Genomic DNA, 13392 nt, shown 5'->3' on the forward strand with positions numbered 1-13392 from the left:
CTCCATGAAATACCTCGTTGTGCTGGCCTTCATCGCCATCCTGGCCAGCCTGGCCTCGGCCCTGTTCTTCATGATGCGCGGCGGCAAGGATGCCGGCGCCGACAAGGCCAAGGGCCACCGCATGGCGTGGGCGCTGGCCATCCGGGTGGGGCTGTCCATCGCGCTGTTCCTGTGCATTCTCGTCGCCTGGCAACTGGGCTACATCCAGCCCACCGGCCTGCCTGCCAGCACACGCTGAGAGCCCGCCATGGCTTGAACAAAAAAAGCGCCTCGCGGCGCTTTTTTCGTGGGGGCCGGACCTTACATCCAGTAGACCAGCACGTACAGGCCGAGCCAGACCACGTCCACGAAGTGCCAGTACCAGGCGGCGCCTTCGAAGCCGAAGTGCTTGTCGGGGGTGAAATGGCCCTTTTGCAGGCGCAGGGTGATGAACAGCAGCATCAGCATGCCCAGGAACACGTGGAAGCCGTGGAAACCGGTGAGCATGAAGAAGGTGGAGCCGAACACGCCCGAGCTGAGCTTGAGGTTCAGGTCGGTGTACAGGTGGTAGTACTCGTAGCCCTGCACGCACAGGAACACGAAGCCCAGCAGCACGGTGGCCCACATGAAGGCGATGGTCTTGCCACGGTGGTTTTCGCGCAGCGCGTGGTGGGCGATGGTCAGCGTGACGCCCGAGGTCAGCAGCAGCGCGGTGTTGATGGTGGGCAGCCAGAAGGGGCCCACGGTCTGGAAGGGCTCGACGATGCCGGCAGGCGAGGCCGTGGCGCCAGCAGCGATGCTGGGCCACACGGCCTTGAAGTCGGGCCACAGCAGCGCGTTGTCCAGGCTGCCCAGGGCCGGCACCGAGTGCGCGCGTGCCCACCACAGGGCCGAGAAGAAGGCGCCGAAGAACATCACCTCCGAGAAGATGAACCAGCTCATGCTCCAGCGGTACGACAGGTCGATCTTGTGGCCGTACAGGCCGCCTTCGCTTTCGCGGATGGCGTCGCCGAACCACTGGTAGAGCACGAACAGCCACCAGACCATGCCCAGCGCCAGGGAGTACTTGCCCCAGTCGTGGCCATTGATCCACTGGCCTGCGCCCAGGATCACGAAGAACAGGCCGGCAGCCGCCATCGCCGGGTGGCGCGACTCGGCGGGCACGTAGTAGTACGGTGTCGTTCCGTGGCTTGATGCACTCATTTCAGCTCCTGAATCTCAAAATCTTTTGTTATCGGTACTCGTGGGGGCGCTCGGTATGCCGCCGTCACACAATGAAATTCACCAGGGCGATCAGCCCGATCACCAGCAGGAACACCGCGACCAGCCCGACCACGATGATGTGCACCGGGTTGAGCTTCTCGACGTCCTGCGCGTACTCGCTGCCCTTGCGCAGGCCGATGAACGACCAGGCCACGGCGCGGATGGTGCGCAGCAGCGAGCCCTTGCGCTGCACGGGCGACGATGGCGCCACGGGAGCGGGGTGCGGCAGGGGCTTGTCGCTCATGATCCGGCTCCCTGCACGGCGGCGGGGTGCTGCAGCGCGGGCGCGGCTGCCGTGGACTCGGGTGCCGCGGGCGTCTTGCCGCCCACCTCGAAGAAGGTGTAGGACAGCGTGATCGTCGTGACGTCCTTGGACAGGCGCGGGTCGATCACGAAGGCCACGGGCCATTGCTTCTTCTCGCCGGGCTCCAGAATGTACTGGTTGAAGCAGAAGCACTCGAGCTTGTTGAAGTGCGCGGCCGCCTGGCGCGGTGCGTAGCTGGGGATGGCCTGGGCGGCCATGCGGCGGTTCTGCACGTTCTGGAACTCGTACATCACCGTCGTCAGCTCGCCGGGGTGCACCTGCACCGAACGCTGGGCGGGCTTGAAGTCCCAGGGGCCGCGCGCATTCGCGTCGAACTCGACGGTGATGGTGCGGCTCTTGTCCACCTGCGTGTTGGCGGGCACCTTCACGTCCTTGCCGGCCACGCCGTTGCCGGGCACCTGGCGCTCGGACAGCGACAGGATGTTGATGCCCGTCATCTCGCAGATGTGCTTGTAGATCGGGATCAGCAGGTAGCCGAAGGCGAACATGCCGGCCGCGATCACGACCAGCTTGCCGACCATCTTGGCGTTTTCGCGGCGCAGGTTCATGGCGTGGGTCCAGGGCCTTCGTCTTCAGCGGGAGGACAGGAGGACCATCTTGACCATGAACCCGATGAAGAAGGCGGCAGCGATCGACGCCAGGATCAAGCCCAGACGCAGGTTGCTCTTCTTCTGTTCGGGGGTCGCGGGCATGGTGCTTCAGCCGATCACGCGGGTTGCCGTGGCATCCAGCTTGGGTGGGGTCTCGAAGGTGTGGAACGGTGCGGGCGATGGCACTTCCCATTCCAGGCCCTCGGCGCCGTCCCATGGCTTGGCGGGGGCTTTCTCGCCCTTGCCCATCATGGCGGGCAGCACCACGGCCAGGAAGAAGTACACCTGCATCAGGCCGAAGCCGAAGGCGCCCACCGAGGCGATGGCATTGAAGTCGGCGAACTGCATGGGGTAGTCGGCATAGCGGCGGGGCATGCCGGCCAGACCCAGGAAGTGCATCGGGAAGAAGGTGATGTTGAAGGTGATCAGCGAGCCCCAGAAGTGGATCTGGCCGCGCGTCTCGGAGTACATCACGCCCGTCCACTTGGGCAGCCAGTAGTAGACGCCTGCGAACATAGAGAACAGCGAGCCGGCCACCAGCACGTAGTGGAAGTGGGCCACCACGTAGTAGGTGTCCTGCAGCTGGATGTCGATCGGGGCCATGGCCAGGATCAGGCCGGTGAAGCCACCCATGGTGAACACGAAGATGAAGCCCACGGCGAACAGCATGGGGGTCTCGAAGGTCATGGAGCCGCGCCACATGGTGGCGATCCAGTTGAAGATCTTCACGGCCGTGGGCACCGAGATCAGCATGGTGGCGTACATGAAGAACAGCTGGCCGGTCACGGGCATGCCGGTCGTGAACATGTGGTGCGCCCACACGATGAACGACAGGATGGCGATGGACGAGGTGGCATACACCATGGAGGCGTAGCCGAACAGCTTCTTGCGCGCGAAGGCGGGCACGATCTGGCTGACGATGCCGAAGGCCGGCAAGATCATGATGTACACCTCGGGGTGGCCGAAGAACCAGAAGATGTGCTGGTACATCACCGGGTCGCCGCCGCCGGCGGGGTTGAAGAAGCTGGTGCCGAAGTGGCGGTCCGTCAGCGTCATGGTGATGGCGCCGGCCAGCACGGGCATCACGGCGATCAGCAGGTAGGCGGTGATGAGCCAGGTCCAGGCGAACATGGGCATCTTCATCAGCGTCATGCCGGGGGCGCGCATGTTCAGGATGGTCACGATGATGTTGATCGAGCCCATGATGGACGATGCGCCCAGGATGTGCATGGCGAAGATGCCGGCGTCCATCGAGGGGCCCATCTGCAGCGTCAGCGGGGCGTACAGCGTCCAGCCGGCCGCAGGGGCGCCGCCGGGCATGAAGAACGAGCCCACCAGCATGGCCGCGGCAGGAATCATCAGCCAGAAGCTGAAGTTGTTCATGCGTGCGAAGGCCATGTCGGAGGCGCCGATCTGCAGCGGGATCATCCAGTTCGCAAAGCCCACGAAGGCCGGCATGATGGCGCCGAACACCATGATCAGGCCGTGCATGGTGGTGAGCTGGTTGAACAGCTCGGGGTTCACCAGTTGCAGGCCGGGCTGGAACAGCTCGGCGCGGATCAGGAGGGCCAGCACGCCGCCGACCATGAGCATGGTGAAGGCGAACAGCAGGTACAGGGTACCGATGTCCTTGTGGTTGGTGGCGTACACCCAGCGGCGCCAGCCGGTGGGGCCATGGTGGCCGTGGTCGTCGTGTGCGTGGTCGCCACCGTGCCCGTGGTTGTCGAGAACTGCGCTCATTGTGAATTCCTCAATACGTTGGGGCGGTGATTACTTGCCACGCTGGGCGACGACTTCGGCTGGCTGCACCAGCTGGCCGGTCTTGTTGGACCAGGCGTTCTTGGTGTAGCTGGCCACGGCCGCGAGGTCCGTGTCGCTCAGCTGCGCCCACGCTGGCATGGCGCCGTTGGCCGCACCCTTGAGCAGGATCTGCAGCTGCTTGGCATGGTCGGCATCGAGCACCACGGCCGAGCCGTCCAGCGGCTTGATCGGGCCGGCGCCCTTGCCGTTGGCCTGGTGGCAGGCGGCGCAGTTGGCGGCATAGACCTTCTCGCCGCGCTTGGTGATGTCTTCCAGCGTCCAGACCTTGGTCGGGTCGTCGAGCTTGGCGGCAGCCTTCTTGCGCTGCTCGGCCACCCAGGCGGTGTAGTCCTCGGCGGAGACCACCTTCACGTGGATGGGCATGTAGGCGTGTTCCTTGCCGCACAGCTCGGCGCACTGGCCGTAGAAGTCGCCGATCTTCTCGGCACGGAACCAGGTGTCGCGCACGAAGCCGGGGATCGCGTCCTGCTTGATGCCGAAGGCCGGCACCATGAAGGCGTGGATCACGTCGTTGGCGGTGGTGATGATGCGGATCTTCTTGTTGACCGGCACGACCATCGGGTTGTCCACCTTGAGCAGGTAGTCGGCGGGCGCATCGGCGACCTTGCCGCTGTCGGACATCACGCGGTGGCTGCTGTCCAGCGTGGAGATGAAGGCCAGGCCCTCGCCCTCGCCGGTGATGTAGTCGTAGCCCCACTTCCACTGGTAGCCCGTGGTCTTGATGGTGAGGTCGGCGTTGGTCGTGTCCTTCTGCGCCACCAGCACCTTGGTGGCGGGCAGGGCCATGAGGATCACGATGATGAAGGGCACGATGGTCCAGACCACTTCGACGGTCACGGACTCATGGAAATTGGCGGCCTTGGCGCCCTTGGACTGGCGATGCTTCCAGATGGAATAGAACATCACGGAGAACACGGCCACGAAGATCACCGTGCAGATGATGAGCATCATCCAATGCAGGAAATGCTGCTCCTCTGCGATCTTGGTGACCGGAGGATGCAGATTGAGCTGGTTGACTGCAGGACCGCCAGGCAGGTCTTGAACGGCATGGGCCATGCCACCTACCCATGTACCGGCAATCAGCAGCAGAGAAGCCAGCTTATTGGAAATGCTCTTCATAGTTCTCACTTACTTCTAAGCCTCAAATTAACCAATCCCTGCTGGCGCGCCTGCGTGGGGTCAGGCTGCGCGCAAGGCCATGCGGATCTCCGATGCCAGGGCCGGCCGAAGCTCGGGGCGCACATAGCGCCCCACTTCCACCGATCGGCCCTGTGCAGACAAGGTGATCAGCGACCGGTCGCCGGTCTTGGGCTCTACGCGAACCCAGCTCCGGTCGAATTCGGCGCGCTCGAGCTTGCCTGCTGTCTCCAACTCCACCACCAGGCGCGAGCCCTGCAGTGAAATCCTCTCGCCATCGGCCGCATGACGTCCGTACATGGCGAATGCCAAACCTACAACTGCCATCTCCAGCCATGCGAAGGGCATGACCAGACGGGCTCCGAGCATCCAGAAGAACGTGGCGATGCCCAGTGAAACCGAACACAGCGACAGGTACATCCAGCCCATCTGCGCGGGGGTGACCGAGCAGTTGCGGGCCAGGCGCCAATCGATGCGCTGACCCGAGACAGTGGCAAAACGAAAAACCAAGCCTGTCACCGGAGGTGCCCACAAGACTGCCGGCTGCAGACCACACCAGCAAAGACACTGGCGCAGCATGCGCAGCCCGCCACGTTGCGCGGGAAGATGCCCGAAATCCCAATAACCCTGAATTGTAGCGTGCCTTGTTCCATGTCATTGACAGGCCGCTACCCGGTACTTCTACCGGTACCGGTGGCCAGCATGGCCCGCATGTCCTGCAGCGAAACGGCGCTGCTGGCGCTCATTTTCAGGCGCGGCGCGGGCTTGAAGGCGTGGCCGTAGATGATCTCGAAAGTGAGGGCCAGTTGCCCGTCCTGGGCCGGGTCGGCCAGGTGCTGCACCAGCGCCGCGTGCAGGCGCTCACGCCAGCCGCGCCCGCGCAAGGCGCCGAAGCGGCCAGGGTGCAGGTTGCAGCCGAGCTCGCGCAGCTCCTGCAGCAGGCGCTCGGGCGTGGCGAAGGTGAGCGTGATGCGCTCCATGTCCATCACCGGCTCGGCAAAGCCGGCATGCACCAGCATGTCGCCCCAGTCGTGCATGTCGGTGAAGGCATGGCCGGCCGGCGGCCAGCCCATGGCGGCGTACACGCGGTGCAGCTCGCGCGCGGTGTCGGGCCCCAGGCACGAGAACATCAGGTAGCCGTCGGTCGCCAGCGCGCGGTGCCACTGGCCGATGAGGGCCTGCGGGTCGGCCGCCATGTGCAGCGCCATGTTGGCCCAGAGCATCTGCACGCTGGCATCGGCCGGCAGGCCGAACTGCGGCGCCGGCCCGCTCCAGCGCGCCGGGCTCCACCAGGGCCGCGCCAGGGCCTGCTCGGCCAGCGGCACGCAGTGCGCGGCGGTCTCGGCCACCTGGCAGGCGGCCTTGGAGTAGCGTGCGCTCACCAGCGCATGGCCCTGCAGGCCGCCGCGCACGGGGTCCCAGTGGCACCAGGACGCGGGGGCCTGGCGTATCCACTGCAGGCGGTCCTCCATGCGGCGGGCCACCTCTTCATGGAGCCAGGGGGCGGCGGCAGGCGCGGCAGCATGCCAGCGGGCCGCGGCAAGGGGGTCGATGGTGGGGGGGCGCTCTGTGGGCATGTCGTAGGAACCGGGGGGACCCCCACGCAAAACCGGGGGCCCAACGAGTATATTGACTCATGCAGTTCAAGGCGCACACAGGGCTTTCGGGCATCGGCCGCAGGCTCAGGGCGCTGGCCGGCGCCCTGCCCAACCGGTTTGCGCTGGCCGGCAACCTGCCCAGCCAGTGTGCGGTGTGCCATGCCTGGCCGTCCACGCGCATCTGCCCGGCCTGCGCAGCCCGCTTTGCCCAGGCCGTGGCGCGCTGCAACCGCTGCGCCATCAGGGTGCCCGATGGGGTGCCGGTGTGCGGCGCCTGTCTGCGCGCTCCGCCGCTTGTCGAGCGCAGCCTGGCCGCCGTGGACTATGCCTACCCCTGGGCCGGCCTGCTGGCCGATTTCAAGTTCCGCGGCGACCCCGGCTGGGCCGCCACACTGGCCGCGCTGATGTACCGCACCCCGGGGCTCGCACCCGCGCTCGATGGGGCCGACCTGGTGCTGCCCATACCGCTGTCGGCCGAGCGGCTGCGCGAGCGCGGCTTCAACCAGGCCCTGCTGCTGGCGCGGCAGTTGGCGCCCACCAAGGCACGCCCTGCCGTGCTGCTGCGGCTGCACGCGGGCGACGCCCATGCAGGCCAGGCACACCAGGCGCAGTTGACGCGTGCCGAGCGGCTGCGCAACCTGCGCGGCGCCTTTGCCGTGGAGCCCGCGCAGGCCGCGGGCCTGCGGGGCCGGCACATCGTGCTGGTCGACGATGTGATGACCACCGGCGCCACCCTGCATGCCGCCGCCACGGCCTTGCGCGAGGCGGGCGTGGCATCCATCTGCGCTGTGGTGTTGGCCCGCACGGAACCGCACGGCGGCACCGCCGCAAGCCACCCATGATTTGTTACAAAACCCGGCCGCAAAGGGCATGGTTCGCAGCAAAATACCGCCCATGTTCCATATCGTCCTGGTCGAGCCCGAGATTCCGCCCAACACCGGCAATGTGATCCGGCTGGCGGCCAACACAGGCTGCACGCTGCACCTCATCGAGCCGCTGGGTTTTTCCATGGAAGACCGGCTGATGCGCCGCGCCGGCCTGGACTACCACGAGTACACCGCCGTGCTGCGCCATGCGGGCTGGACGGCCTTCCTGCGCGACGCGCAGCCCGACCCCGCGCGCATGTTCGCGATGACCACGCATGGCTCGCAGGACCTGTTCGACAACTGTTTTCTGCCCGGCGACTGGCTGGTGTTCGGCGCCGAGACGCGCGGTCTGCCGCCCGAGCTGCGCGAGACCTTTCCGCCTGCGCAACGCCTGCGCCTGCCGATGATCGAGGGGCAGCGCAGCCTGAACCTGTCGAACGCGGTGGCGGTGTCGGTGTTCGAGGCCTGGCGCCAGAACAGCTTTGGCGCCGCTGGCGCTGCAGCCGCCCCCTCTCCCAGCGAACTGGCGCAGCTTCAGCCGGGGTGATACCTTTGGTCCGCAATGGCCTGGGGGCCCTGCTCGGACATGAAATCCAGAAACACCTTGGTGCGCGCCGGCAGCATGCGGCCCGAGGGCAGCGCCGCATACACCGTGTAGCGTGACACGATCCACTCGGGCAGCACATGCACCAGCTCACCGCTCGCCAGTTGCTCCTCGATCAGCAGGCGCGCGGTCACCGCCACGCCCGCACCATCGATGGCCGCGCGCAGCAGCACGCCATTGCTGTCCGACTGCAGCACCGGCGGTGCATCCACCTCCTGCGGCGGCGCATCGCCCGTGGCCGGGTACAGGCGCAGCTTGCGCCCGCCGCCCATGTCGGAGCGCGCGGGCGCACCCGTGTCGCGCAGGTACTCGTGCTGCAGCAGGTCCATGGGCACCTGGGGCACGCCCTTGCGCGCCAGGTATTCGGGCGACGCCACGACGATGGCCTCGCCGTGCATGAGCGCGCGGGCCACGATGTTGGCATCGAAGTCCTCGCCCGCCACCATGATGGTCACGTCGAACTCGTCGATGCGGCGCAGGGCCAGCGCATCCACGCTGATGTCCAGCATCAGCTTGGGGTAGCGCGCATGCCACAGCGCCGCCAGCGGCGCGAGGAAATTGGTGGTGAGCACCGGCGGCGCCACGATGCGGATGGTGCCGCGCAAATCGCGCGTGCTGGCCACGGCCTCGGCCTCGGCATCGTCGATCTCATTGAGGATGCTGCGCACCCGCTGCAGGTAGACCTCGCCGGCATCGGTGAGCGCCACCTTGCGCGTGGTGCGCTGCAGCAAGCGCGTGCCCAGGTGCTGCTCCAGCTCGGCCACCATGCGGGTGACCACGGGGGGCGACATGTCGAGCGCGCGCGCGGCGGCGGCAAAGCCGCCCTCGTCGACCACGCGGTCGAAGACTTTCATGGCTTGCAGGCGGTCCATGGGTCAGTCCTTCCACTCTGTGCAAACCGACCCGGAACCCCGCGCGCAGCCACACACGGCGCACGAAACTGGCCAGACGCAGGCCAGCAGCCGCCGCGCAAGGGCCGCCCCGCCGCGCTGGCGGCGTCCCCCTGCAAGGGGGAAGGCGCGAAGCGACTCAGGGGGTGTTAAGGTCTTGCGCCGTAGTTGCGCGCCAAAGACTCGGCCACGCACACGGGCTTGTCGCTGCCCTCGCGTTCCACGGTCACCAGCCAGGTCATCTGCATGCCATCGGGCGCCAGCGGCTCGGCAGCTTGCAGTGTCAGGCGTGCCCGCACGCGGCTGCCCACCGGCACCGGCGAGGTAAAGCGCACCTTGTTCAGGCCATAGTTCACGCCCATGCGCGCGCCCTCGATGGCAATGCCCGACTCGAAGAAGCGCGGAATCAGCGACAGCGTGAGAAACCCATGCGCAATCGGCGCGCCGAAGGGGCCGGCCTTGGCACGCTCGGGGTCCACATGGATCCACTGGTGGTCGCCCGTGGCCTCGGCGAACAGGTTGACCTGTTCCTGCGTGATGGTGATCCAGTCGGTCACCGCGACCTCCTGGCCCACGCAGGCGCTGACTTCGGAGTAGGAGCGGAAGATTTTCATGGCACCAATGTAGCGCTGCGCCACGATGCCCCATGTCGGCCGGGCGACAGCTCATGCGTCCAGCCAGGTGCAGATGCCCTGCCACTGCTCCAGGTCGCGCGCCACGCGGCCCGGCGCCACGTCGAACAGCGTGAGCCCGTGCGCCGCCAGGTGGATGTAGTTCTGCGTGTCGCGCAGGTAGCCCAGCACCGGAAAGCCGAGGTTGTCCACGAACTGGTGCAACTGGTCGGCCGCGCGCGTGCGCGCATCGACGCGCATGCCCACGATGCCCACCTGCACGCCGCCCGCGCGCTTGTGCTCGGCCAGCTGGTCCAGGAATTCGCGCGTGGCGAAGATGTCGAACACGCTGGGCTGCAGCGGCACGATGATCTTGTCGGCCACCTTGAGCACGTCGGTCAGCCGCCAGCCGTGCAGGCCGGCCGGGGTGTCGAGCACCGCATGCGTCGTGCCCTTGGGCGGCTTGCTGATCACGTCGGAGCTCGCGTCCCACACCGCGATGGGACGCGCGGCTGGCGGGCGCAGGCCCAGCCACAGGCGCGCGGATTGCTGGCGGTCGGTGTCGCCCAACAGCACGGGGTGGCCCTGGCTGGCAAAGTAGCCCGCCACATTGGTCGACAGCGTGGACTTGCCCACGCCCCCCTTCGGGTTGGCAACGACGATCACTGGCATCACGAAACTCCTTGCGTTGGGTCTGGCAATGAAATCGGCTGGAAAGAAGTGCGCACCGGGGTGCGGCTTTGCGCGATGCTACCCAATTGATAGCATTGCGCAATCCAGTCATGCATGGGAGCCGCCGCGCTTGACGAAGAACAGGCCCGCACCCACCGCCATCAGCAGCCCACCGAACACCCGATTCTGCATGCGCAGGGCGCGGGCGCTGCGCATCAGGCGGCGCATGGCGCTGGCGCCGGCGGCGTAGCCGTGCATCACGGTCACGTCCACGGCCACCGTGGTGGCGGCCATCACCAAGAGCTGCGTCCACAGCGGACGCGTGTCGGTCATGAACTGCGGCAGCACGGCCACCATGAAGATGATGCCCTTGGGGTTGGTGGCATTGGTCAAAAAGCCCGTGAGGCAGCGCTTTTGCCAGGTGCCGGCGGGCACCTCCTCGTCACCCCGCAGCGGCGAGGCCTCGCCCGCACGCCACTGGCAAAAGCCCACATAGATCAGGTAGCAGGCGCCCAGCACCTTGACCACGCTGAAGGCCAGCTCCGACGCCAGCAGCAGCGAGCCCACGCCCGCCCCCGCCACCAGCAGAATCAGCAGCAGCCCGAGCTGCAGGCCCAGGATGGTGGCGCCCGTCTTGCGCACACCGAACGACAGGCCATGGCTCATGGACAGCACGGCGCCCGAACCGGGGGACACCGCGATCAGGCACGAGGCCGCGAAAAAAGCCAACCAGGTCTGGAAATCCATGGAGCAAGCACCACACAAGAAAGCAAGGGCGCGTATCTTATCAACCATGGTCGACCTGTACGGCATGCGGGCCTATCGCGCTACCAAAAACAGAGCGCAGCACAGGGGTGACAGAATGTGAAGGCCGGGGACACGCACATCCTCTACACAACAAACCACCCCCGGCCCGACCCGCTCCATGGAACACGCACCCACCTGGCTCACCTACGGTTTTCTCTACCTCACGGCCGCCGTGCTGGCCGTGCCCATCGCCAAGGCCCTGGGCCTGGGCGCCATCATCGGCTACCTGGCGGCCGGCATCGCCATCGGGCCCTGGGGCCTGGCCCTGGTGAGCAATGTGCAGGACATCCTGCACTTTGCCGAGTTCGGCGTGGTGCTCATGCTGTTTCTGGTCGGGCTGGAGCTGCAGCCCAGCCGGCTGTGGGCGCTGCGCCGCCCGATCTTCGGCATGGGCAGCGCCCAGGTGCTGGGCTGCGCGGCCTTGCTCTTCGTGCTGGCCAGCCTGGTGGGCCTGCCCTGGCGCGTGGCCCTGGTGGGCGCGCTGGGGCTGGCGCTGTCGTCCACGGCCATCGCCCTGCAGACCCTGGCCGAGCGCAACCTGATGCGCACCAGCAGCGGGCAGGCGGGCTTCTCGATCTTGCTGTTCCAGGACGTGGCGGCCATCCCCATCCTGGCGCTGCTGCCGCTGCTGGGCGCGGCGGCCGGTGCAGATGCAAACAGCCACTCGCCGCGCGAGGTCGCGCTGGAGGTGGCCAAGATCGTCGGCGTGATCGCCGCCATCATCCTCGGCGGCCGCCTGCTGCTGCGGCCCGTGCTGCGCTGGATCGCCAAGAGCAAGACGCCCGAGGTCTTCACCGCCGCCGCGCTGCTGCTGGTGGTGGGCATTGCCATGCTGATGGTGATGGTCGGGCTGTCGATGGCGCTGGGCGCCTTTCTGGCCGGCGTGCTGCTGGCCGACAGCGAGTACCGGCGCGAGCTGGAGACCGACATCGAGCCCTTCAAGGGCCTGCTGCTGGGCCTGTTCTTCATTGCCGTGGGCATGAGCATCGATTTTGGCGTGCTCATGCGCTCGCCCTGGCTCATGGCCGGAATCCTGTTCGGCTTTCTGGCCTGCAAGGCAGTGGTGATCTATGCGCTGGCGCGCGCCGTGAACATCCCCTACCAGGAGCGCCCCGTGTTCACGCTGCTGCTGGCCCAGGGCGGCGAATTCGCCTTCGTGGTGTTCCAGTCCGCGGCCGGCGCCCAGGTGTTCCCGGCCGAGACGGCCTCGCTGCTGATCGGCGCGGTGGCGCTGTCGATGCTGCTGAGCCCATTGCTGCTGGTGGTGCTGGACCGCGTGCTGCTGCGCCGCTATGCCAATCTCAAGGCACCTGCCGCCGAAGAGATCTCGGAGCCCCAGGACGCGCCCATCGTGATCGCCGGCTTCGGCCGCTACGGCCAGATCGTGGCGCGCGTGATGCTGATGCAGGGCATACGCACCACCGTGCTCGACCACAGCGTGGAGATGCTGGAGGTGGCGCGCACCTTCGGCTACCGCGTGCACTACGGCGACGCCACCCGGCTCGACCTGCTGCGCATCGCCGGTGCCGGGCAGGCGCGCATCCTGGTGATCGCGGTGGACGACCCCGAGCAGTCCGTCAAGATCGCCGCGCTGGCGCGCAAGCACTTCCCGCACCTCACGGTGGTGGCCCGCGCGCGTGACCTCACGCACTGGAACAAGCTGCGCGACGAGGGCGTGACCCTGGTGCAGCGCGAGCTGTTCGAATCGAGCATGCACAGCGCCCGCACCGTGCTCGAACTCATGGGCCTGCCGCCCGACCAGGCCGCCGAGATGACCCGGCGCTTCAGGGAACACAACATCGCCCTGTCCGACCGCATGTACCCGCACCACCGCGACCGCGCCAAGATGATCGCCGTGGCGCGTGAGGGGCGCAGCCAGTTGGCGGAGCAGATGGCGCGGGAGCGGCAGGAGGCTGCGGCGGCGGGGGAGGACGGGGCGTATCCCGGGTATGCAACACCGGATGGCGAGGAAGAAGAACAAAGCAGAGAACCGGCGCGCCAGGACGGGTCACAGGCGGGCTGATCCACCGGCGCGGATCGGGGCGGGCCGCGCCGCTTCGAGAGCCCATGGCGCCGCTCAGCACGCACCGAGCGCCCGGTGGTGCGCGGCATCCCCGTGCAGCCAACGCGCAAATGTCCTGCACGCATCTTCGCAAACGCGATTCATTCGCATTACAATTCACACCCTCACGCAAGCCAAGTGTCCCGTCAGGACGCAAGCCAGCGCCC

At 67.0% G+C, this 13392-nt stretch carries 16 protein-coding genes; 4 read left to right on the plus strand and 12 right to left on the minus strand.

The genetic code is table 11. The features are described 5' to 3' along the window. Nucleotides 1–4: 4 nt before the first annotated feature. The gene (locus U5N23_RS28905; protein ID WP_179683598.1) at nt 5–238 is read left to right on the plus strand and encodes a twin transmembrane helix small protein; all 234 of its coding nucleotides are present in this window, start codon (nt 5–7) and stop codon (nt 236–238) included. Between the two features lie 62 nt (nt 239–300). Here the strand turns inward: U5N23_RS28905 and U5N23_RS28910 are convergent, their stop codons facing one another. The 8 genes from U5N23_RS28910 to U5N23_RS28945 all read right to left on the minus strand — a co-directional run bounded on the left by U5N23_RS28910 (nt 301) and on the right by U5N23_RS28945 (nt 6692). Continuing rightward, the gene (locus U5N23_RS28910) at nt 301–1182 is read right to left on the minus strand and encodes a cytochrome c oxidase subunit 3 (RefSeq protein WP_322596143.1); all 882 of its coding nucleotides are present in this window, start codon (nt 1180–1182) and stop codon (nt 301–303) included. 64 nt (nt 1183–1246) lie between these two features. Then, the gene (locus U5N23_RS28915) at nt 1247–1486 is read right to left on the minus strand and encodes a DUF2970 domain-containing protein (protein ID WP_322596144.1); all 240 of its coding nucleotides are present in this window, start codon (nt 1484–1486) and stop codon (nt 1247–1249) included. Further along, nucleotides 1483–2115, minus strand: a complete 633-nt coding sequence (locus tag U5N23_RS28920; protein ID WP_322596145.1) for a cytochrome c oxidase assembly protein — start codon at nt 2113–2115, stop codon at nt 1483–1485. Before U5N23_RS28920 ends, U5N23_RS28915 begins: the two co-directional genes overlap by 4 nt. A 24-nt stretch (nt 2116–2139) precedes the next feature. After that, nucleotides 2140–2259, minus strand: a complete 120-nt coding sequence (locus U5N23_RS28925) for a cytochrome oxidase small assembly protein (protein WP_322596146.1) — start codon at nt 2257–2259, stop codon at nt 2140–2142. A 6-nt stretch (nt 2260–2265) separates the two neighbouring features. Further along, entirely contained in the window at nt 2266–3897 is a 1632-nt protein-coding gene (gene ctaD / locus U5N23_RS28930) for a cytochrome c oxidase subunit I (protein WP_322596147.1), read from the minus strand. A gap of 30 nt (nt 3898–3927) precedes the next feature. After that, the gene (gene coxB / locus U5N23_RS28935; RefSeq protein WP_322596148.1) at nt 3928–5097 is read right to left on the minus strand and encodes a cytochrome c oxidase subunit II; all 1170 of its coding nucleotides are present in this window, start codon (nt 5095–5097) and stop codon (nt 3928–3930) included. 60 nt (nt 5098–5157) lie between these two features. Beyond that, nucleotides 5158–5694 carry a DUF2244 domain-containing protein gene (locus tag U5N23_RS28940; RefSeq protein WP_322596149.1) on the minus strand — a complete coding sequence of 179 codons (537 nt, stop codon included), beginning with the start codon at nt 5692–5694 and terminating at the stop codon, nt 5158–5160. Between the two features lie 89 nt (nt 5695–5783). Next, complete coding sequence (locus tag U5N23_RS28945; RefSeq protein WP_322596150.1) at nt 5784–6692, minus strand: biotin synthase; 909 nt, start codon at nt 6690–6692, stop codon at nt 5784–5786. A 59-nt stretch (nt 6693–6751) separates the two neighbouring features. On the opposite strand from U5N23_RS28945, the gene U5N23_RS28950 reads away from it, so the two are divergent. Together U5N23_RS28950 and U5N23_RS28955 are read left to right on the plus strand one after the other, a co-directional pair. Beyond that, nucleotides 6752–7555 carry a phosphoribosyltransferase family protein gene (locus U5N23_RS28950; RefSeq protein WP_322596151.1) on the plus strand — a complete coding sequence of 268 codons (804 nt, stop codon included), beginning with the start codon at nt 6752–6754 and terminating at the stop codon, nt 7553–7555. 52 nt (nt 7556–7607) lie between these two features. Beyond that, nucleotides 7608–8126, plus strand: coding sequence for a tRNA (cytidine(34)-2'-O)-methyltransferase (locus U5N23_RS28955; protein WP_322596152.1), 519 nt, complete (start codon nt 7608–7610; stop codon nt 8124–8126). On the opposite strand, the gene U5N23_RS28960 is transcribed toward U5N23_RS28955, so the two are convergent. The 4 genes from U5N23_RS28960 to U5N23_RS28975 form a co-directional block, all read right to left on the minus strand. Next, nucleotides 8114–9055, minus strand: coding sequence for a LysR family transcriptional regulator (locus U5N23_RS28960; RefSeq protein ID WP_322596153.1), 942 nt, complete (start codon nt 9053–9055; stop codon nt 8114–8116). The genes U5N23_RS28955 and U5N23_RS28960 overlap by 13 nt on opposite strands. 167 nt (nt 9056–9222) lie before the next feature. Beyond that, complete coding sequence (locus U5N23_RS28965; protein WP_322596154.1) at nt 9223–9687, minus strand: MaoC family dehydratase; 465 nt, start codon at nt 9685–9687, stop codon at nt 9223–9225. A gap of 51 nt (nt 9688–9738) precedes the next feature. Continuing rightward, entirely contained in the window at nt 9739–10356 is a 618-nt protein-coding gene (locus U5N23_RS28970; protein WP_322596155.1) for a ParA family protein, read from the minus strand. A gap of 108 nt (nt 10357–10464) precedes the next feature. Then, nucleotides 10465–11103 (minus strand): LysE family transporter, encoded by a 639-nt coding sequence (locus U5N23_RS28975; RefSeq protein ID WP_322596156.1) that lies wholly within the window; start codon nt 11101–11103, stop codon nt 10465–10467. A gap of 178 nt (nt 11104–11281) precedes the next feature. Here U5N23_RS28975 and kefC point away from each other — a divergent pair, with 178 nt between their 5' ends. Beyond that, nucleotides 11282–13186, plus strand: coding sequence for a glutathione-regulated potassium-efflux system protein KefC (kefC, locus tag U5N23_RS28980; protein WP_322596157.1), 1905 nt, complete (start codon nt 11282–11284; stop codon nt 13184–13186). Nucleotides 13187–13392 lie beyond the last annotated feature (206 nt).

The sequence above is a fragment of the Acidovorax sp. genome (assembly GCF_034519795.1).
In the GTDB taxonomy this organism is placed as follows: domain Bacteria; phylum Pseudomonadota; class Gammaproteobacteria; order Burkholderiales; family Burkholderiaceae_C; genus Acidovorax.

Coding starts and splice junctions, on each gene's coding strand:
- U5N23_RS28970 (WP_322596155.1), bottom strand. CDS start 10,356: ATGCCAGTGATCGTCGTTGCCAACCCGAAGGGGGGCGTGGGCAAGTCC.
- U5N23_RS28925 (WP_322596146.1), bottom strand. CDS start 2,259: ATGCCCGCGACCCCCGAACAGAAGAAGAGCAACCTGCGTCTGGGCTTG.
- U5N23_RS28905 (WP_179683598.1), top strand. CDS start 5: ATGAAATACCTCGTTGTGCTGGCCTTCATCGCCATCCTGGCCAGCCTG.
- U5N23_RS28915 (WP_322596144.1), bottom strand. CDS start 1,486: ATGAGCGACAAGCCCCTGCCGCACCCCGCTCCCGTGGCGCCATCGTCG.
- U5N23_RS28965 (WP_322596154.1), bottom strand. CDS start 9,687: ATGAAAATCTTCCGCTCCTACTCCGAAGTCAGCGCCTGCGTGGGCCAG.
- ctaD (WP_322596147.1), bottom strand. CDS start 3,897: ATGAGCGCAGTTCTCGACAACCACGGGCACGGTGGCGACCACGCACAC.
- coxB (WP_322596148.1), bottom strand. CDS start 5,097: ATGAAGAGCATTTCCAATAAGCTGGCTTCTCTGCTGCTGATTGCCGGT.
- U5N23_RS28940 (WP_322596149.1), bottom strand. CDS start 5,694: ATGCTGCGCCAGTGTCTTTGCTGGTGTGGTCTGCAGCCGGCAGTCTTG.
- U5N23_RS28955 (WP_322596152.1), top strand. CDS start 7,608: ATGTTCCATATCGTCCTGGTCGAGCCCGAGATTCCGCCCAACACCGGC.
- U5N23_RS28945 (WP_322596150.1), bottom strand. CDS start 6,692: ATGCCCACAGAGCGCCCCCCCACCATCGACCCCCTTGCCGCGGCCCGC.
- U5N23_RS28950 (WP_322596151.1), top strand. CDS start 6,752: ATGCAGTTCAAGGCGCACACAGGGCTTTCGGGCATCGGCCGCAGGCTC.
- kefC (WP_322596157.1), top strand. CDS start 11,282: ATGGAACACGCACCCACCTGGCTCACCTACGGTTTTCTCTACCTCACG.
- U5N23_RS28910 (WP_322596143.1), bottom strand. CDS start 1,182: ATGAGTGCATCAAGCCACGGAACGACACCGTACTACTACGTGCCCGCC.
- U5N23_RS28920 (WP_322596145.1), bottom strand. CDS start 2,115: ATGAACCTGCGCCGCGAAAACGCCAAGATGGTCGGCAAGCTGGTCGTG.
- U5N23_RS28975 (WP_322596156.1), bottom strand. CDS start 11,103: ATGGATTTCCAGACCTGGTTGGCTTTTTTCGCGGCCTCGTGCCTGATC.
- U5N23_RS28960 (WP_322596153.1), bottom strand. CDS start 9,055: ATGGACCGCCTGCAAGCCATGAAAGTCTTCGACCGCGTGGTCGACGAG.